The organism is Streptomyces sp. SAI-127, assembly GCF_029894425.1.
Lineage (GTDB): Bacteria > Actinomycetota > Actinomycetes > Streptomycetales > Streptomycetaceae > Streptomyces.
Genome location: NZ_JARXYJ010000001.1, coordinates 215,169 through 232,401, shown reverse-complemented (window position 1 = coordinate 232,401; position 17,233 = coordinate 215,169). Strand labels below are relative to the sequence as shown.

Below are 17,233 nucleotides of genomic sequence, written 5' to 3'. Positions count from 1 at the left end.
CAGCGGCTTCCGGCGGATGCGTCCGTGCGCGTGCGCCGGGATGGGGCATGGTCTGCTTGGGTCCGGGTTAAACCACCACACATGGGCATCACCCCGGAAATCTTCCAGGCCGGCGTCATCGTGCACGGCGAGGTCTCGTTCGCTGTAACCCGCGGGGGTGCGGGCGTCTGGATGAGTGGATTTGGAGGTGGTTTCTCATGCCGCGTAGATGGCGTCCATACCGCACCTGTTCCCGTTGCACGCCCCGCTCGCAGTGGGTGCTTGGGTAAGGCTTGGAGGCGCGTTGCGGGGGCTCTCAAGCGGCGCCAGAAGGAGAATGCCTGACGTTCGGCGGTCAGTTCGAGTTTACGGAACGACTCTGTGGTGTGCGCATCTACCTGACCGCCCGCCGCACGGCTCACTGTGACACAGTGTGGGGAGTGGGCGTCGCAATTCTTGAGGCTGGGCCTTGCTTTTGTAAGTGAGGTTCGATGATTTGCCAACTTGCCCTTCTAGGCATATGCCCATTAGACGCACTGAGACTTTCCAACCTCAGGCCCGGCAGTGGGTGGAGTGGCCGGGCTGCAGAGGGCGTTGGAACTCCAGGTAGTTGGGTTTGTCGCCGAGTAGGTCCATGCGGCCGCGTGCGGCCGCATGTTTACGTCAGGACCGATCGATCTCGCGGTGGGGCAGCATGGTCGGTGCTGTCGCATCCACTCGGCGTCAAGGAGAGCGGCAGGGGCCGCTGCGGCACGGCCTTCGCGGCGAAGAGTTCACGGAACTGAGCGGGATCACCCTCCGCGGTGAACCTCGCGACTTCGCGTTCTGACGACGGTGGCCCGCCGAGCGAGTGGAGCCGTTCAGACAGTCGGCTCGACCTTCCCCTGGGTCTGCCGGGCCTCGGGGCTGTGAGACATGAGGTGTGCCTCCCGGTCATGGGAGACGCATCGGTGACCAGTGAGAACGTGACCGATCCCCAGCCTGTCGAGTCGGCAGAGGTGGCGTCGGCGACATCTGCTCACTTCGCCGGATTCGGGGTACGACAGATCAGCTCCCCGGGGACAGAGGGAACTGCCTGGCTCAGGAGCGGTTACCCCGGATAGCCGCTCGCGTCTCCCGGCGTGCTCTCGCCCTGGCGGTCAGGATGGCCGGGCAGGGGGAGTGAGAACCACACGGCTTTGCCTTCCTCGGCGAGCAGGGTGCCCCAGGTGGAGGCCAGTTGGTCGAGCAGCGCCAGGCCGCGGCCCGACTCCTCGTCGGGGCCTGCGGTCCTGGCGCGGGGCAGGACCGGGCTCCCGTCGCAGACTTCGATGTGGAGCTCGTCCCGGGTCCGGCGCAGGCGCAGCCGCAGAGGATCGCAGGCGTGGCGCACCGAGTTGGACAGCAGCTCGGAGGCCAGCAGGCAAGCCGTGTCGGTGAGAGCCTCGCAGTGCCAGTCCTGCAGCGTGTGGCGCAGGAATTGGCGCCCTTCCCGCACGCTGATGGGCTGGGCGGGAAGGAGTGCGGACACGGCGGTCACGGGAGCGGGTGGGATGCGGGCCAGGAGCAGGGTCACGTCGTCGCTATAGTCCTGGGGGTCGGGTAGCAGGGCGGTGAGAACGGAGTTGGCGGCCCGCTCCAGGCAGTCGGTGTCGGCGACGGCCTTTTCCAGGGCGATGGCCAGGGCGTCGATCTGCAACTCGATGTCGCTGGTGGGGGTTTCCACCAGGCCGTCGGTGTAGAGGGCAAGCACCGAGGCCGGCGGCACGGTGAGCCGGGTCTCCTGGTGGGGCACGTCGCCCACGCCCAGCGGCACGCTGACATCAACCGGGAGCCTGCGGACCTGTCCGGTGGTATCCACCACCAGCACCGGCAGATGACCGGCCGAGCACACCGTCAGAGCGCTCTCGTCGGGGTCCAGGACCAGGTAGCAGCAGGTGACGAGCTGGTCGGGCAGTTCGCTGACGACCGCGTCCAGGGCCCGCATCAGCTGCCAGGGCGGCATGCCGGTCTTGGCCAGGGCATGAGAGGCCGAGCGCAGCTGGCCCATGACGGCGGCGGCCTCCAGGCCGCGGCCCATGACATCGCCGATCAGGACGCCCATGCGGCCGCCGCCCAAGGCGATCAGGTCGAACCAGTCCCCGCCCACGCCGGGTCCCTGGCGTGCGGGGAAGTAGCGGCTGGAGGTGTCCATGCCGGGCAGTGGGGCAGGTGAGCCCATCAGGCTGCGCTGCAGGGTCAAGGCGACATGGCGCTGCTGTTCGTAGAGTTCGGCAAGCTGGGTCTCGGCCTTCTTGCGTTCGCTGACGTCGCGGATGGCGGCGGAGACCAGCGTGCCCTCCGGGGTCTCCAGCGGGCTGAGGCTGATCTCGACCGGGAACTCGGCCCCGTTCCGGCGCAGCCCGTACAGCTCCAACCCGGCGCCCATGGGACGCACACGACGGTTGTCGACGTAGCCGTGGCGGTGGGTGGGGTGGTGATCGTGGAACCGCTGGGGGACCAGGATTTCCACGGGCTGTCCCAGGAGTTCTTCGCGCCGGTAGCCGAAGAGGGCTTCGGTCTGTGCGTTGACCAGCTGGATGGTGCCCGTGTCGTCCACGATGACGATGGCGTCCGGGGCGGCTTCCAGCAGAGCGCGGAAGCGGGCTTCGGCGGCCTTGCGTTCGCTGACGTCACGTACGGCGGCGGAGATCAGCAGTCCGTCGGGGGTCTGCAGCGGGCTGATACTGATCTCGACCGGGAACTCGGCTCCGTCCCGGCGCAGCCCGTACAGGTCCAGGTTGGCGCCCATGGGGCGGACCTGCTGGTTGGCTGAGTAGCCCAGACGGTGGCCGGGGTGCTGCGCGCGGAAGCGCTGGGGGACCAGCATCTCGATGGGGCGGCCGAGCAGTTCGTTGCGGGGATGCCCGAACAGGGCTTCGGTCTGGGCATTGACCAGGCGGATGATGCCGGTGTCGTCCACGATGACCATCGCGTCGGGGGCTGTCTCCAGCAATGCGCGAAACGGCTCCTCGGCCACGGGGATCATGCTGGGGTGCGTCTGGGGCCTGCCTCGTTCCATGGCACATCTCAGCATCGGCTGCGGCGAGGGCGGGCGTCTTGTAGCGAAGTGTCCTTTCGTGACATTTCCTGGCCGGAGTGGATGCGCAGTTTCCGGGGCGAGGTCACATCTGCGGATGTGGCGAACTGAGGAGGCTGTCGATGGTCAGCCGGATCGACCTCGCACCGCTCGGCGAAGTGCTTCTCCTCAAACTGACAGGGGGTCGGCGTCACCTGATGAAAGCTGCTGGCGGGTCAACCCGTCTGCGGTGTGCACAAGTTGCACGGATTCTGGTGTCCGAGGGCTTGCCGAACGCTGAGGTCAACATTTAAATCAAGACGTGAACTAAGCCGTGAGACAGCTTCGTTGCATGTTGCACAACCTCACGCACCGCACGACTGCCACAGCACGGCCTTTCGTGACCATCCTTCATCCACCCCCAGGGGAACATGGCATGGGCCTCAGATCTCTCGGTGTCGCGCTCGCCAGTACGGTGGCGCTCATCGCCCTTCCTGTCGTCGCACCACCGTCGGCCCTCGCGGCCGACGCCAATCTGTCCCAGGGCAGGACGGCCGCATCGTCCTCCACGGAGAACGCAGGAACGCCCGCCGCCGCGGCGGTTGACGGGGACACAGGCACCCGCTGGTCCTCGGCCGCGACCGACGACCAGTGGTTCCAGGTCGACCTCGGCGCCACGGCCTCGATCAGCCAGGTCGTCCTCAACTGGGAGGCGGCCTACGCCGCGGACTACAAGATCCAGGTCTCGCCGGACGGCGGCTCCTGGACCGATCTTCGAACCGTTACCGGAGGGGACGGCGGCACCGACACCCTCACCGTCTCGGGCCAGGGCCGCTACGTCCGTATGCAGGGCATCCACCGGGCCACCCCATGGGGTTACTCGCTCTGGGAGTTCCAGGTTTTCGGGACCCCCGGCACAACCCAGCCCGGCAGCTGCTCGACCGCCGACTCGGCACAAGGAAAGACCGCTTCAGCGTCCTCGACGGAGAACGCCGGCACCCCCGCATCCGCAGCAGTCGACGGCAACGATTCCACCCGCTGGTCCAGCCAGGCCGCGGACCCGCAGTGGCTGCGCGTCGACCTGGGCTCGGCCCAGGACATCTGCAAGATCGGCCTGAACTGGGAAGCCGCATACGGCAAAGACTTCCAGCTCCAGGCTTCCACCGACGGTCAGAACTGGAACACCCTCAAGACCGTCGCCGGCGCGACCGGAGGCCGCGTCTCCTACGACGTGAGCGGCACGGGCCGCTACGTCCGCATTCTCGGAACCGCTCGCGGAACGGCCTACGGCTACTCGCTCTGGGAAGTCGCCGTCCACACCACCTCCGGCGGCACCTCAGGCCCGGTCCAGGGCGGCGGCGACCTCGGCCCGAACGTGATCGTCGTCGACCCCTCCACGCCCAACCTCCAGCAGAAGTTCGACCAGGTCTTCACCCAGCAGGAGTCCGCACAGTTCGGCTCCGAGCGGTACCAGTTCCTCCTCAAGCCGGGCACCTACAACGGCATCAACGCCCAACTCGGCTTCTACACCTCGATCTCAGGTCTCGGACTGAACCCCGACGACACCCAGATCAACGGTGACATCACCGTGGACGCGGGCTGGTTCAACGGCAACGCGACGCAGAACTTCTGGCGCTCGGCGGAGAACCTCGCGATCACTCCGTCCAACGGCACCGACCGCTGGGCTGTGGCTCAGGCCGCGCCCTTCCGCCGTATCCACGTCAAGGGTGGCCTCAACCTGGCGCCCAACGGCTACGGCTGGGCCTCCGGGGGCTACATCGCCGACTCCAAGATCGACGGTACCGTCGGCCCGTACTCGCAGCAGCAGTGGTACACCCGCGACAGCTCAGTCGGCGGCTGGACCAACGGTGTGTGGAACATGACGTTCACCGGTGTCCAGGGTGCCCCCGCGACCAACTTCGACACCGGACCGTACACCACGCTGGACACCACTCCGATCTCCCGCGAGAAGCCGTTCCTCTACCTCGACGGCAACGACTACAAGGTCTTCGTCCCCGCCAAGCGCACCAACGTCCGCGGTGTGTCCTGGCCCGCCAATGCCGGAACGTCGCTCCCGCTCAGCCAGTTCTACCTCGTCAAGCCCGGCGCGACGGCTGCCACCATCAACACCGCACTGGCTCAGGGCCTCAACCTGCTCTTCACCCCCGGTGTCTATCACCTCGACCAGACGATCAACGTCACCCGGCCCGACACCGTGGTGCTCGGGCTGGGCCTGGCCACGCTGGTGCCCGACGGCGGCATCGACGCCATGCACGTCGCGGACGTCGACGGCGTCCGGCTCGCCGGATTCCTCATCGACGCCGGCGCAACCCGGTCCGACACCCTGCTCCAGATCGGCCCCGTCGGCGCGGGCGCGGACCATTCCGCGAACCCGACCACGATGCAGGATGTGTTCATCCGCATCGGCGGCGCGGGCCCCGGTCTCGCGACCAACTCCGTAGTGGTCAACAGCGACGACGTCGTCATCGACCACACCTGGATCTGGCGCGCCGACCACGGCCAGGGCGTCGGCTGGGAGACCAACCGCGCCGACTACGGTCTGGTGGTGAACGGCGATGACGTCCTGACCACCGGCCTGTTCGTCGAACACTTCAACAAATACGACGTGTTGTGGAACGGCGAACGGGGCCGCACGATCTTCTTCCAGAACGAGAAGGCCTACGACGCCCCCAACGCCGCCGCCATCACTCACGACGGCATCGTCGGTTATGCCGCTTACAAGGTCGCCGACACGGTGAACGTCCACGAGGCCTGGGGCCTGGGCAGTTACTGCAACTACACCTCGGATCCCTCCATCGTGCAGCGTCACGGCTTCCAGGTGCCCGTCAAGTCCGGCATCAAGCTGCACAGCATTCAGGTGATCTCCCTGGGCGGCAAGGGTCAGTACGCCCACGTCGTCAACGACACCGGTGCGCCCACCTCCGGCACGGATACCATCCCATCCAAGATCACCCAGTACCCGTGACATGCGGCCGGTGAGCCGGCCCGCCACCGACCAGGACACCGACCCCAATCTTGCTGCGGACCGCGTGCACGGTCCGCAGCAAAATTGGCGTGTGAGGGGCACCGACCACACGAAGTGGACAACGGTCTGATTACTGACACCGCTTGGGAGAATCCGGCTCTTACCTCGGTGTCTTGATGGTGGCCGTCCGCCTGCCCGAGCCAGGCCGTTCGTCCTCACGGGCAAGCGGCGGGGTGGTGGATATGGACTTCGGCATGTGGGCCTCCGTAGTGATCGGAGACCCAGGTGTCAACGATGATCGGCAGTTTTAGACCGCTTCGGCGCTCAATGAGCGAACGACATCTTTTCAGTCGAGGATCGCGATGGCTTCGATCTCGACCAGGTGGTCGGGGACGTCCAGTGCCGCAACGCCTATCAGCGTGGTCGGCGGGGCCGGGGTGACCCCCAGTTTCGCGGCTGCGCGGGAGATCCCTTCCAGGAGCGCGGGCATCTTGTCGGGGGTCCAGTCGACGACGTAGAAGGTCAGCTTCGCCACGTCGTCGAAGGAGCCGCCGATCTCGGCCAGGGCGGTGCCGACGTTGAGATAGCTCTGCTCGACCTGGGCGGTGAGGTCACCTTCCCCGATCGTGACTCCCTCGGCGTCCCATGCGACCTGCCCGGCGATGAAGACCAGCCTTGATCCGGATGCGATCGACACCTGCTGGTAGACGTCGATCTTGGGCAATCCGTTGGGGTTAACAAACGTGATGGCCATGCTGCCTGTCTCCTCGTCCTGAGCGCCGGTGGGCTCGCGTCCGCGACACCCAAGACACTCTTTGGTCTCTTGTGGTTACTCAGGCACTGTAGGAGAGTGGTCGCTGACGTGGAAGAACGCACTTTTCAGTGACAGGAGAACCTTATGGTGACCAAGCAGTTCACGGGCTCGCCCGAGGACGCAGACCTTGCGCGTGCGGGCTCGTTGGCGCGGGAGATCTTCTCCGACGTCGCCAACAAGTGGGCGTTCCTGATCGTCGAGGGTCTCGGTGATCGCACTCTGCGCTTCAGCGAGCTGCGGAACGAGATCGAGGGCATCAGCCACAAGATGCTCACCCAGAACCTGCGCATGCTGGAGCGCAACGGCCTGGTCGAGCGCACGGTGCATCCCACTGTCCCACCGCGGGTCGAATACACCCTCACTGAGCCGGGCCAGTCTCTGCGAGCGACAGTCGACGGGATGTGCGGCTGGACCCGCCGGTACCTCGGTCACATTGAGGCCGCCCGCCGTCAGTTCGCCCCCTGACTTCTGCAGCCAACTGGGATGCTCAGAGTGACCAACCAGCGTGCTCAGTCACATCGCCGACGGACGGAAGTTCACCGGGAACCTTCACACCTCAGCACGGGAACCCCACACAACACGAGCCACGTTTCCGCAGGTCAGCGAATCCCGTCGTTAGCCCAGCTGAGCCGCCCTGCCACGGGGTCCCTGCCACCCAGGCGATCTCGGAGATATGACCGTGGCCGGAGGGGCTGATCGTCGCCTGGACGGTGCCCATGAGGCATGCCTCGTCAGGCCCGGTGCGTAACGATGCCCCCGACCAGGACCCCGATCGTGGCGGACAGCGCCCCAGCGGCTGTTGTCACCAGTGTGTCCAGCAGTGCCACCCCAGGCCCCATATTCCCCATCGCTCGAACAAAGGCGGATCGAACTTACTGGTGACCAGCCACTGATGACAATGCTCAACTGCGGGGCGCATGAGCCAGAGCGGCGGGTCACGCGAGCAGGATCATGATCGTGACGTTGCGGATGCGGTCGGCGGCGAGGTTCACAGCCAACGCTACGTCGAATGCCCGGCTGCGAGGGGTGGGCCGTGGCAGCTGATCGGTCGGGTGCGCCATCTGCCCGGCCAGTCCGCACAGTCGGTCCTTGATCGGCACGTTCACCGTCCGCTCATTCTCGCCGTCGTCGCGGCCTTGCGGCATCCACCTGGTGATCAGGCGGGCCACATCCGTGGACTACATCGCAGGGATGCCAGCGGTCAGCCTCGTCCCGACGCGGTACGGGGAATGCCTCCCGCGGCGGACGCACATGCCCGGCGGCGCCCGTAGCGTCGACCAGGCCATTTGGGGCCATCAGGGAGACGACCATGACCACACCGTTGATCGAACTGCGCGATGTGAGCCGCCACATCGGTCACGCCGGACCAGAGCACTTCAACAAGATCAAGTGACGAGTTCGTAGGAAACGGCTGATGCTGCAACGGTCTTCGGCGCGACTGGATGCCAGGCTGTTCGCCGGCTTGGGTTCAGACAGGGATCTTGGTGATGTCAGGGCGTAACGGAGAGGCTAGTGAGGTGCCGCGAGTACGTCCCGGAGTACGTTCTCGAGCGTGACGCGGGCCAGCTCGTGTCTCAGGGTCTCCTCGATGCCCTCGTAAATGCTCTGCATTGCCGGCTGGATGCCGTGACCCACCACGCATTCCTGGTCGGGGGTGGTGCGGTGCATTGCGAACAGCGGGCCGGGTTCCACTGCCTCGTACACGTCGAGCAGGGTCATCGACTCCAGCTCGCGTGCCAGCGACCAGCCTGCGCCCGCGCCCCGCCGGGAGTCCACGAGCCCGGCCCTGCGCAGCTCGCCGAGCAGCCGTCTGATCACCACTGGGTTGGTGTTCGCGCTGGTCGCGATCTGCTCGGAGGTGGCGACCTCATGGCCCTGGCGCTGGTAGAGGCCGATCCAGGCCAGCGCGTGGGCGGCGATGGTCAGCCTGCTGTTGGCGCTCATGGACTCCTCCTCTCGGCTGCAACGCTTCATGTTACGACAGCTTTGTCGTAACAGTGAATGTTGCAACAGCCTGTCGTAACAATTAACGTTGCGACAGCCGGAAAGGGTCAATCAACGAGGTGAGAAGAATGAGCAAGCCACTCACGGGCAAAGTCGCCCTGGTCACCGGGGGGTCGCGCGGACTGGGAGCCGCGACCGTACGACTGCTGGCCGAGCAGGGCGCCGACGTCGCCTTCACCTACGTCAGCTCCGAGACACAGGCGCAGGCCGTCGTCGACGAGGTGCACGGCAAGGGAGTCAAGGCCGTCGCTCTCCAGTCCGACCAGGCGGACACGAGTCAGGCGCCGGCGCTGATCGACGACGTGGTCGCGCACTTCGGCGGTCTGGACATCCTCGTCAACAACGCGGCGATCTCCGTGGCCGGCACAGTGGACGACCCGGACGCCGACACCGCCGCACTGGACCGGATGCACGCCACCAACTACCTCGGCGTGATCGCCGTCATCCGGGCCGCCTCCCGAGTGCTGCGCACGGGCGGCCGCATCATCACGGTGAGTTCCGGACTGGGCTCCCGGGTCGGAGCCCCCGGCCTTGCCGACTACTCGGCGACCAAGTCCGGGATCGAGAGGTACACCATGGGCGTCGCACGCGACCTCGGGCCCCGCAACATCACGGCCAACGTCGTAGAGGCCGGACTGATGGAGGGCGGCATGCAACCGCCGGACCCCGAGACCCTCAATGCCCTGGTCAGCTCGCTGTCCCTGCAACGCATGGGGCACCCTGACGAAATCGCAGCGGCCATCGCCTTCCTGGCGAGCCCCGCCGCGTCGTACGTCACGGGCGCGGTGCTGGACGCCCACGGCGGTTACAACGCCTGAACCCGAACCCCTGCCGCACGCCCCGAAGGGCATCGCGCCTTCGGGGCGCGCACCGCCAACGACCCGCGCGTGCGTGGACACGCCTCAAGAAGCCCGGATCGTGATCGTGTTACGACCTCGAAGTGGTCAACTCTCGAAATTCTTCGGGGGTTGACTCAACGATGGGTGCCGTGCCAGGGGGCGGGGAGGATGCCTGGACGGTGCGGCGGAACTCGCGTGTGGGATAGGGCCTTTTCGGTGGTCGGGGTGGGCTGTCGGGTCTGTCCTACCTGGATACCCCGGCCTTTGGGCCGGGGAGGAGTCGAAGCTTCTGCGGGGCAGGGCAGGGGTAGCCGGTTCGCCGCCGGGGCGGACCGGCGTCCACCGCCCAGCGTTCGACATCCGCCGCTTGCACCGGAGCTGATGGGTTGTGAGGTATAGCGGAGCAGGTCAAGCGGGCGTTCAGGTACCGCTTTTACCCCACCGGCGAGCAGGCGGCCGAGCTGTCGCGCACGTTCGGCTGTGTCCGCCTCGTCTACAACAAGGCGCTGGAGGAGCGCACCCGTACCTGGTACAGCGAGCAGCGCCGCATCTCTTATGTGCAGTCCTCCGCCGCGCTCACGGAGTGGAAGAAGACCGAGGAACGGCGACACTTGGACCCCCTGTCGTACAACGTCAACAGCTTATGAGCCGCCGGAGCTGGGCCCGCCGTTGCTGTCGTGGCGGACCCGCTCGCGGGACTCGTGTATCGAGTGGGTCAGAAGGCGCCGGGGTAGCGGCCGAGGGTGCCCTGGGGGTCGCCGGGGTCCGCTCCCTTGACCTGGCCGAAGTAGAGCTCGACCTGGGATCGGAAGCGTTCGACGGCGTCACGGTCCGCCATGAACTGCGCAAAGGCCTTCGGATTGGTGTTCTTGTACGACGCCAACGGCTTGAGTCCGACCGGGGGTGCGACGTCCTTGCGGACGGACCAGGTCCACGTCGCGATGGCGTGCTCTTGGGTGGACTTGGAGTTCAGCCAGCCCAGGAACAACTTGGCGCCGGCCTTGTGCGGGGCGTTCTTGAAGATGCCACCGCGCTGGGTCCAGGTGTTGAAGCGCTCGGAGTCCGAGAAGACCTGGGTGCCGTTCGGGCGGGCGTCGCCGCCGACGGCGATGGAGGCGAGGTAGTCGCCGCTCGCCACGCCGGCCGCGGAGCCGGGAACACCGCGTATCAGTTTGGGGTTCTGCTCGACCAGCTTGGCCAGGTAGTCCCAGCCGTACTCGTCGACGATCTGCTTGTAGCCGAACAGTACGGCGTCGTCGTCGTTCGGGTAGGTCAGGATCAGCTTGTTCTTGTACGCGGGCTTGAGCAGGTCGGTGCCCTTGAAGTCACCGGGCTTCACCGGGAGTTGCTTGGTGTTGACGATGTAGGAGAAGGCGCCGTAGAAGACGCCGGTGTAGTAGCCGTCCTTGTCCTTGGCGTTGGTGAAGACCTTGTCCCACCCGACCGGCTTGTACTTCAGCAGGTCGCCGTGCTTCTTCCAGCGGTCGAAGTCCTGGGAGGTCTGCAGGACGGCCGCGTCGGCGACGAGCTTGCCGGTGGCAAGCTGGTTGTCGATGCGGGCGTCGTGGTACTTGCTCAGGTCGGTGACCAGGTTGAGCCTCACGTCCGGGAACTGCTGCTGGAACGCGGCGGCCAGCGCGTCCCACTGGCCGGGCATGTCGCCGCCCATGTAGACGGTGACCTTGCCGCCCTCAGCCTTGGCCTGCCGGTAGAGGGCGTTCAGCTGGTCTTGTTCACCCACGAAAGGGTGCCGGTGGGCGGCGGTGTCGGCCATGGCGGTCGTGGAAACGGCGGTAAGGGTCAGGGCGGTGGCGATGGCCGCGCCGATCAGCTTGGTTTTTTGCTTCATGGCGATGTGGTGCCTCTCAAGAACGAGCAAGGTTTGAGCTTTCAAACGTTGCGTTGAGATGCACGTTACGCCAATGGTTTGAAGATTCAAACGAAGTCTGGCTAGAGTGTGACCATGCCCACGACGCCCCGCTGGCTCGACCCCGAGGAACGACGAGCCTGGCTCGCCTACATCGATTTCTCCACCCTGCTGTCCGACCATCTGAACCGCCAACTACGCAGGGAAGCGGGCGTGACGCATGCCGACTACACCCTGCTCGCCCACCTGTCATCCGTCCCGGACCAGACCCTGACCATGTCCGAACTGGCCGAGCGGGTGAGGATCACCCGCAGCCGGCTCACCCACGCCGTGACCCGCCTCCAGCAATCCGGTTACGTGGACCGCCGCGACGACCCCGTCAACCGACGCAACCAGCTCGCCCTGCTCACCCCACAGGGGCGCGAGCTACTGGAGCGTGCGGCTCCCGGCCATGTCGAGGCCGTACGCCGCGCCGTCTTCGACGCGCTGACCCCGGAGCAGGTACGCCAGTTCGCGGAGATCGGCGAGGCGATCAACACCGCACTGCAGGGCGCGGACGCCACCGAGGACGACCAGGAGCCGCTGCCCTGGCGCCGCCGGTAGGGCCGGCGCGAACGCCGCCTCCTCGTGAGGTGATCGCCCCTGTCCCGTGAAAGTGAAGCCAAGCGGCAGGGCGGGGTTTCGCAGCGTGCCCAGGGTGTAGCTGTCGATGGTCAAAGCCAGGGCTAAGAAGTCCTAACAAAGGCGTTGGACGTGGCGGTGGGTGATCAGGCAGACGGCGAGGCCGAGGAAGGCTTCGTGAATGTCGTCGCGTCGTTCCCATCGGATGCGTAGTCGGCGGAAGCCGTGGAGCCAGGAGATGGTGCGTTCGACGACCCAGCGGAAGGTGCCCAGGCCGGTGCCGTGCGGTTGTCCCCGTTCGGCGATCGCCGGCCGGATGCCGCGTTCACGCAGGAGGCGCCGGTATTTGTCGTGGTCGTATCCGCGGTCGGCGAAGAGCATGTCGGGCCGTCGGCGCGGCCTGCCGACAGCCCCGGCGACGGGCGGAACCTTGTCGAGCAGGGGCAGGAGCTGGGTGACGTCGTTGCGGTTTCCGCCGGTCAGTGACACCGCGAGCGGGATGCCCTGGCCGTCGGTGAGGACGTGGTGCTTGCTGCCCGGCCGTGCGCGGTCGACCGGGCTGGGACCGCTTTTGGGCCCCGGCGGGCGGCCCGGACGTGGGACGAGTCGATCACCGCCCTCGACCAGTCCAGCTGGTTCTTCGACCGTAGCTTCTTCAGCAGGACTGCATGCAACTGGTCCCAGACGCCGGCCTCGTTCCAGGCGGCCAGCCGCCGCCAGCACGTCATGCCCGAACCGAAGCCCAACTCCTGGGGAAGGTACTCCCACTGAATGCCGGTATGCAGCACGAACAAGATCCCGCACAGAGCCTGCCGGTCCGGCACTCTCGGCCGGCCCTCGACCTGCTTCGGCCCCGGCTCCGGCAGCAACGGCTCGATGAGCGACCACAGTTCATCCGAGACGATCCACGGCCGCGACTGTCTCTTCCCCACGACCACACCAGCGATCAGACCCGCCCACAGTCACATGACCAACAACTTTTGTTAGAGACCGTAAGGTCTCCGACGAGTCCGGCCGCACGATCCGGCAGGTGATCGTGGACATCCCGTCCGGGGTGCGGGCCGAACCGGAACAGGGCCGGGAGGAACAGCGCCGCGGGCCGCACTGCCCATGGCGGGAGCCGCCGCAGGCTGGTGGCGGGGCTGTTCGTCCGGGTCGTCCAGTCAGGCGTTGACGGCCTTGAGGAGCACGGACGACAGCATCTCGGGCGCCGAAGGGACCGGGGAGTGACCGGTCTCGAGCGTGTGCTGCTCAGGGGGTGCCGGGAGCCACGGTGTCCAGCCGCCCGATGAAGGCGTCCTGAGCGGCGACCGGGACAGTGCGGTCGAGGGTGCACCGGATCCCCGTACGCGACTCCGCCACGATCACAGCTTGGCGCACCGGTCTTGTCGCGGCCCTGGGGACTGATCTGCCGGCCGTGCCTGCCCCCGGACGGCGACGCGGTGCTGGGCATCATCGGCGCGGGCACGCAAGCTGAACTCGTGCTGCGCGGGCTCCATGAGCTGCGGCAACACCGCCAGGTCCTCGTGCACGACATCGACTCGCACCACGCTACCGGCCGGTGACGGCGTCGCGACACCGCACGACGAGCCGGAGCGAGGGAGGCGAGCTATGCGGTGACTCTGTCCGTGGCCTCGGTGTCGTCGTCGAAGGTCATCTCCGGTGCGGGCCGACGGAAGCCCTTGGTCAGGAGGGCCAGGTAGACGACGCCGATCGCCAGCCAGACGCCGCCGATCTGGAGAGCGACGTCACCGAGCTTCGTAAGCAGGTAGAGGGAAACGCCGGCGCCGATGGCCGGCATCACCAGGTACGAGAAGAGGTTGGGGGTGCGGCCGTGTCTGCGCTCGCGGACCAGGTGGGCGATCACGCAGACATTCACCAGGGTGAAGCCGAGGAAGGCGCCGAAGTTGATGAATGACGTGGCTGTGGTCAGGTCGAGTTTCATGGCGATGACACCGGCGGCTGCGGTCAGCAGCAGGTTCAACACCGGCGTGCCCGTCTTCCCCGACAGGTTGCCGAAGACGGCCCTGGGCAGTGCGCCGTCGCGTCCCATGACGTACATGAGGCGGGCGGCGGAGGCTTGCAGGGCGATACAGGAGGCGATGGATCCGGCGATGGTGACGAAGTTGATGATCTCGGCGTACGTCTCGCCGCCGACCTGGACCTTCAGGTGGTAGGCGGCCGCGTCGACGTCGGCGAACTTCGCGCCGGGGTGGACCAGTTGCATCACGAAGGACAGCACGATGAAGATCGCACCGGCGGCGATGACGCAGCCGATGATGCCGCGGCCGATCGTCCTCGCCCCGCCCCTGGCCTCCTCGCCCAGCGTGGAGACGGCGTCGAAGCCGAGGAAGGAGTATGCGGCGATGGCAGCGGCCGCCGTGACCGCGCCGATCGAAGTGCCGGAGTTCCACAGGGCGTCCGTGGCGGGGACGGAGGTGCCGTGCTTGCCGAGGAAGACGACACACAGGGTGGCGAAGAGGACCAGCGACCCCAGAGCGATGAACATCAGGACCTTGTTGACGCGGTCCGCGAGCTTCATGCCGAAGACGTTGACGGCGGTGGTGATGCCCACCGAGGCGATCAGCCAGATCCACTTGGGTATCTCAGGGAACTGGGCGTTGAAGTAGATCGCCGTGATCAGCCAGCCGACCATCGGGATGAAGAAGTAGTCGAGCAGCATCGCCCAGCCGGACAGGAAACCGATGCGGCTGTCCAGCATCTTGCGGGCGTAGGTGTAGACCGACCCCGCGCCCGGCACGGCGCGCGCCATCTTCGCGTAACTCAGCCCGGTGAGCAGCATCGCGAGGGTGGCGACGGCAAACGCGGTCGGGGCCGTGCCGCCGCTGGTGGCGGCGACCACGCCGAACATCGTGACGACGATGCCGGGTGAGATGTAGGCGAGGCCGAACAGGACGACGGAGAGGAGGCTCAGGTCGCCCTTCAGCCTCATGCTGTTCTCTGTGGTCTCGCTGTTCATCGTGGTGGCTCCTCGGTGGTGTGGGCGGGGTTCCAGGTGGCGGGGTCGATGCGGCCCCCGTACAGCGGGAGCTCGAGGGCTGGGTCGCCGGGGCGGAATTGGTCCCAGATCCGGTTGAGACCGGCGGTGCCGTAGCGGCGGACGTTGGTGACCTCGTCGAGGTCGATGACGTCGGTGAGGGTCGTGTCGCCGGCATCGACGGTTTCGGCGCGTACCGTGCCCTGTGGATCGATGACGAGGCTGCGGCCGATCCCGGATGGGGCCGCGGAGTTGACGCTGGCGACGAAGACCTGATTGGTGATGGCGTTGGCGCGGTTGAGGACGACTTCCTGCGCGCGGTCGCTCGTCGGCGTGCGGACCACGTTGACGATCAGGTCTGCGCCCATCCAGGCCAGGTGGCGGGATATCTCCGGGAACCAGGTGTCGTAGCAGATGGACAGTCCGATGCGGCCGACCCCGGCGAGGTCGACGACCTCGAATCGGTTGCCGGGTGTGGTCGTCTCGTACGGGCGCCACGGGCAGATCTTGCGGTACGCGGCGAGGCGCTCACCCCGTGGTGAATAGACCGGTGTCGTGTTGTGGACGCGGTCGCCGGTGCTTCGCTCGTAGACGCTGCCGGGTACGAGCCAGATGCCCAGGTCCCCCGCGAGCTCGGCGAAGGCCGCATCCCGTTTGCCGTCGAGCGGCTCGGCGGCGTTCTCCGGGGTGGCCGGGATGCCGGGGGCGCTCTCGCCCAGGTGCAGTTCGGGGTAGACGACGAGGGCGCCGGGTGCGTGCAGTTTCACGCGCCGCTCCACGTCGGCGGCAAAGCCTGCGAGGTCGTCGGCCGGGCGGCCGGGCGCCTGGGCGAGGATCAGGGGCAGGGGGCGGGCCATGCGGGAACACCAGCCAATCGAAGGAACTGTTCGAGGAGAAGTCGACGGAGATTCGGGCGCCGATAACCAGAAATTCCGGTGGGACAAGAATGCGGCTGGTCGGCCATAGCCTCAAATACTTGTGAGGGGTGGTTACCATGCCTTTGAGGCATGAAGGCGTCATGCCGCCTCCATCTCCCGAGGGACCACCGCCATGGAAATCCGAGTGCTGCGCTACTTCCTGACCATCGTCGAGACCGGTTCGGTCACCAAGGCCGCCGAGGTGGTCCGCGTCGCCCAGCCCTCGCTGTCGCGCCAACTGCGCGGCCTGGAAGGGACCTTGGGGATGACACTCTTCGACCGCGGCGGCAAGCAGATGGTCCTGACGGCGGCCGGCCGGCGCTTCCTTCCCCTGGCCCGCGACCTGGTCGCCCGCGCGGACGCCGCCGAGTCCGCAGTCGGTGCGCTGGCTGCCGGTCGTGCCATGCGGATCACCGTGGCGGCGCCGCCCACCACCATCACCGACGTGATCGCGCCGTTCCTGGCCACCTGGGGGCCGGAGGATCCGCTCGTCACCGTGCAGGCGGAGAGTCCGGCACATGCGTACCAGGCCCTTGCGAGGGGCGCCGATGTAGCCATCTCCTCGGCACCTCCGAGGAGCCGTTTCGCCGGGCTCCCGGTGGCCCGCCTGCCGCTGTGGGCCTACGTCCGTGCCGACCATGCCTGGGCGGACCGGGACCGCGTCACCATCAGGGAACTTGCCGCGGAGCCCCTCATCGTCCTCACCCCGGCGCACGGCACCCGCCGCATCCTGGACCATGCCGTGCAGGATGCGGACGCCTCGTACGACATCGTGCTCGAATGCGACACCCCGCACGTCGCACAGGCCATGGCGGCTTCGGGCCATGGTGTCGCGGTGGTCTCCGACGATCCCCGCTTCGACCTGCACCCGCTGCTGATCCTCGACAGCACGGGCGAACCGCTGCAGATCCACCTGCACGCGGCGTGGGACGCCGGCCACTATGCGCTGCGCAGCATCGAGGCATTCGCGGCCGGGTTGTCACGTTTTTGTGTCGAGCGGTACGGGCCACAGGTCGCCGCCCGCCTGTGAACTGCAGCGACGACTACAGACCACGGCCCTCACCAGGACACGAGGCGTGACCGCACGCCGACCCGACGTCCGACAGGCCAAGGAGAGCTGGAGGTATGCCCGGCAGGCAGCCTGACCAGATCGGGCAGGCATTGGACGGCG

14 protein-coding genes and 2 pseudogenes are annotated in these 17,233 nt (G+C 67.0%); 7 read left to right on the top strand and 9 right to left on the bottom strand.

Annotated elements, in window-relative coordinates; all coding sequences use genetic code 11:
- Positions 1–1,069 precede the first annotated feature (1,069 nt).
- Positions 1,070–2,986, bottom strand: a complete 1,917-nt coding sequence (locus M2157_RS01185) for a PAS domain S-box protein (protein ID WP_280859913.1) — start codon at positions 2,984–2,986, stop codon at positions 1,070–1,072.
- Positions 2,987–3,452: 466 nt separating this feature from the next.
- Here M2157_RS01185 and M2157_RS01180 point away from each other — a divergent pair, with 466 nt between their 5' ends.
- A complete protein-coding gene (locus tag M2157_RS01180) occupies positions 3,453–6,002 on the top strand; it encodes a discoidin domain-containing protein (protein WP_280864089.1) in 2,550 nt (849 codons plus the stop codon).
- A 346-nt stretch (positions 6,003–6,348) separates the two neighbouring features.
- Here the strand turns inward: M2157_RS01180 and M2157_RS01175 are convergent, their stop codons facing one another.
- Entirely contained in the window at positions 6,349–6,756 is a 408-nt protein-coding gene (locus tag M2157_RS01175; protein WP_280859910.1) for a RidA family protein, read from the bottom strand.
- A 144-nt stretch (positions 6,757–6,900) separates the two neighbouring features.
- Between M2157_RS01175 and M2157_RS01170 the strand changes: the two genes are divergently transcribed.
- On the top strand, positions 6,901–7,281 hold the full coding sequence (locus tag M2157_RS01170; RefSeq protein ID WP_280864088.1) for a helix-turn-helix domain-containing protein: 381 nt from the start codon (positions 6,901–6,903) through the stop codon (positions 7,279–7,281).
- A 166-nt stretch (positions 7,282–7,447) separates the two neighbouring features.
- Here the strand turns inward: M2157_RS01170 and M2157_RS01165 are convergent.
- The 3 genes and pseudogenes from M2157_RS01165 to M2157_RS01155 all read right to left on the bottom strand — a co-directional run.
- Positions 7,448–7,549: pseudogene (locus M2157_RS01165) on the bottom strand (GNAT family N-acetyltransferase); the annotation flags it as partial.
- Positions 7,550–7,751: 202 nt separating this feature from the next.
- On the bottom strand, positions 7,752–7,985 hold the full coding sequence (locus tag M2157_RS01160; RefSeq protein WP_280859908.1) for a hypothetical protein: 234 nt from the start codon (positions 7,983–7,985) through the stop codon (positions 7,752–7,754).
- Between the two features lie 340 nt (positions 7,986–8,325).
- Entirely contained in the window at positions 8,326–8,760 is a 435-nt protein-coding gene (locus M2157_RS01155) for an Rrf2 family transcriptional regulator (protein ID WP_280859907.1), read from the bottom strand.
- Positions 8,761–8,888: 128 nt separating this feature from the next.
- On the opposite strand from M2157_RS01155, the gene M2157_RS01150 reads away from it, so the two are divergent.
- Positions 8,889–9,638 carry an SDR family oxidoreductase gene (locus M2157_RS01150; RefSeq protein WP_280859906.1) on the top strand — a complete coding sequence of 250 codons (750 nt, stop codon included), beginning with the start codon at positions 8,889–8,891 and terminating at the stop codon, positions 9,636–9,638.
- Between the two features lie 416 nt (positions 9,639–10,054).
- Positions 10,055–10,261: pseudogene (locus M2157_RS01145) on the top strand (helix-turn-helix domain-containing protein); the annotation flags it as partial.
- 113 nt (positions 10,262–10,374) lie between these two features.
- Here M2157_RS01145 and M2157_RS01140 read toward each other — a convergent pair.
- Complete coding sequence (locus M2157_RS01140; protein ID WP_280864087.1) at positions 10,375–11,508, bottom strand: extracellular solute-binding protein; 1,134 nt, start codon at positions 11,506–11,508, stop codon at positions 10,375–10,377.
- Positions 11,509–11,622: 114 nt separating this feature from the next.
- On the opposite strand from M2157_RS01140, the gene M2157_RS01135 reads away from it, so the two are divergent.
- The gene (locus tag M2157_RS01135) at positions 11,623–12,129 is read left to right on the top strand and encodes a MarR family winged helix-turn-helix transcriptional regulator (protein WP_280859904.1); all 507 of its coding nucleotides are present in this window, start codon (positions 11,623–11,625) and stop codon (positions 12,127–12,129) included.
- Positions 12,130–12,261: 132 nt separating this feature from the next.
- Here M2157_RS01135 and M2157_RS01130 read toward each other — a convergent pair.
- A protein-coding gene (locus tag M2157_RS01130; protein ID WP_280864086.1) for an IS5 family transposase occupies positions 12,262–13,079 on the bottom strand; the annotation gives its coding sequence in 2 pieces (ribosomal slippage) (positions 12,262–12,728 and positions 12,728–13,079; 819 coding nt in all).
- A gap of 453 nt (positions 13,080–13,532) precedes the next feature.
- Here M2157_RS01130 and M2157_RS01125 point away from each other — a divergent pair.
- Positions 13,533–13,712, top strand: a complete 180-nt coding sequence (locus tag M2157_RS01125; protein ID WP_280864085.1) for a hypothetical protein — start codon at positions 13,533–13,535, stop codon at positions 13,710–13,712.
- Between the two features lie 44 nt (positions 13,713–13,756).
- Here M2157_RS01125 and M2157_RS01120 read toward each other — a convergent pair whose 3' ends face one another.
- Together M2157_RS01120 and M2157_RS01115 are read right to left on the bottom strand one after the other, a co-directional pair.
- Positions 13,757–15,127: an APC family permease gene (locus M2157_RS01120; protein ID WP_280864084.1), complete on the bottom strand. Its 1,371-nt coding sequence runs from the start codon at positions 15,125–15,127 to the stop codon at positions 13,757–13,759.
- Positions 15,124–16,002 (bottom strand): carbon-nitrogen hydrolase family protein, encoded by an 879-nt coding sequence (locus M2157_RS01115; RefSeq protein ID WP_280864083.1) that lies wholly within the window; start codon positions 16,000–16,002, stop codon positions 15,124–15,126. Before M2157_RS01115 ends, M2157_RS01120 begins: the two co-directional genes overlap by 4 nt.
- 193 nt (positions 16,003–16,195) lie before the next feature.
- Between M2157_RS01115 and M2157_RS01110 the strand changes: the two genes are divergently transcribed.
- On the top strand, positions 16,196–17,092 hold the full coding sequence (locus tag M2157_RS01110) for a LysR family transcriptional regulator (RefSeq protein ID WP_280859901.1): 897 nt from the start codon (positions 16,196–16,198) through the stop codon (positions 17,090–17,092).
- Positions 17,093–17,233: the final 141 nt, after the last annotated feature.

Coding starts and splice junctions, on each gene's coding strand:
- M2157_RS01185 (WP_280859913.1), bottom strand. CDS start 2,986: ATGATCCCCGTGGCCGAGGAGCCGTTTCGCGCATTGCTGGAGACAGCC.
- M2157_RS01180 (WP_280864089.1), top strand. CDS start 3,453: ATGGGCCTCAGATCTCTCGGTGTCGCGCTCGCCAGTACGGTGGCGCTC.
- M2157_RS01175 (WP_280859910.1), bottom strand. CDS start 6,756: ATGGCCATCACGTTTGTTAACCCCAACGGATTGCCCAAGATCGACGTC.
- M2157_RS01170 (WP_280864088.1), top strand. CDS start 6,901: ATGGTGACCAAGCAGTTCACGGGCTCGCCCGAGGACGCAGACCTTGCG.
- M2157_RS01155 (WP_280859907.1), bottom strand. CDS start 8,760: ATGAGCGCCAACAGCAGGCTGACCATCGCCGCCCACGCGCTGGCCTGG.
- M2157_RS01150 (WP_280859906.1), top strand. CDS start 8,889: ATGAGCAAGCCACTCACGGGCAAAGTCGCCCTGGTCACCGGGGGGTCG.
- M2157_RS01140 (WP_280864087.1), bottom strand. CDS start 11,508: ATGAAGCAAAAAACCAAGCTGATCGGCGCGGCCATCGCCACCGCCCTG.
- M2157_RS01135 (WP_280859904.1), top strand. CDS start 11,623: ATGCCCACGACGCCCCGCTGGCTCGACCCCGAGGAACGACGAGCCTGG.
- M2157_RS01120 (WP_280864084.1), bottom strand. CDS start 15,127: ATGAACAGCGAGACCACAGAGAACAGCATGAGGCTGAAGGGCGACCTG.
- M2157_RS01115 (WP_280864083.1), bottom strand. CDS start 16,002: ATGGCCCGCCCCCTGCCCCTGATCCTCGCCCAGGCGCCCGGCCGCCCG.
- M2157_RS01110 (WP_280859901.1), top strand. CDS start 16,196: ATGGAAATCCGAGTGCTGCGCTACTTCCTGACCATCGTCGAGACCGGT.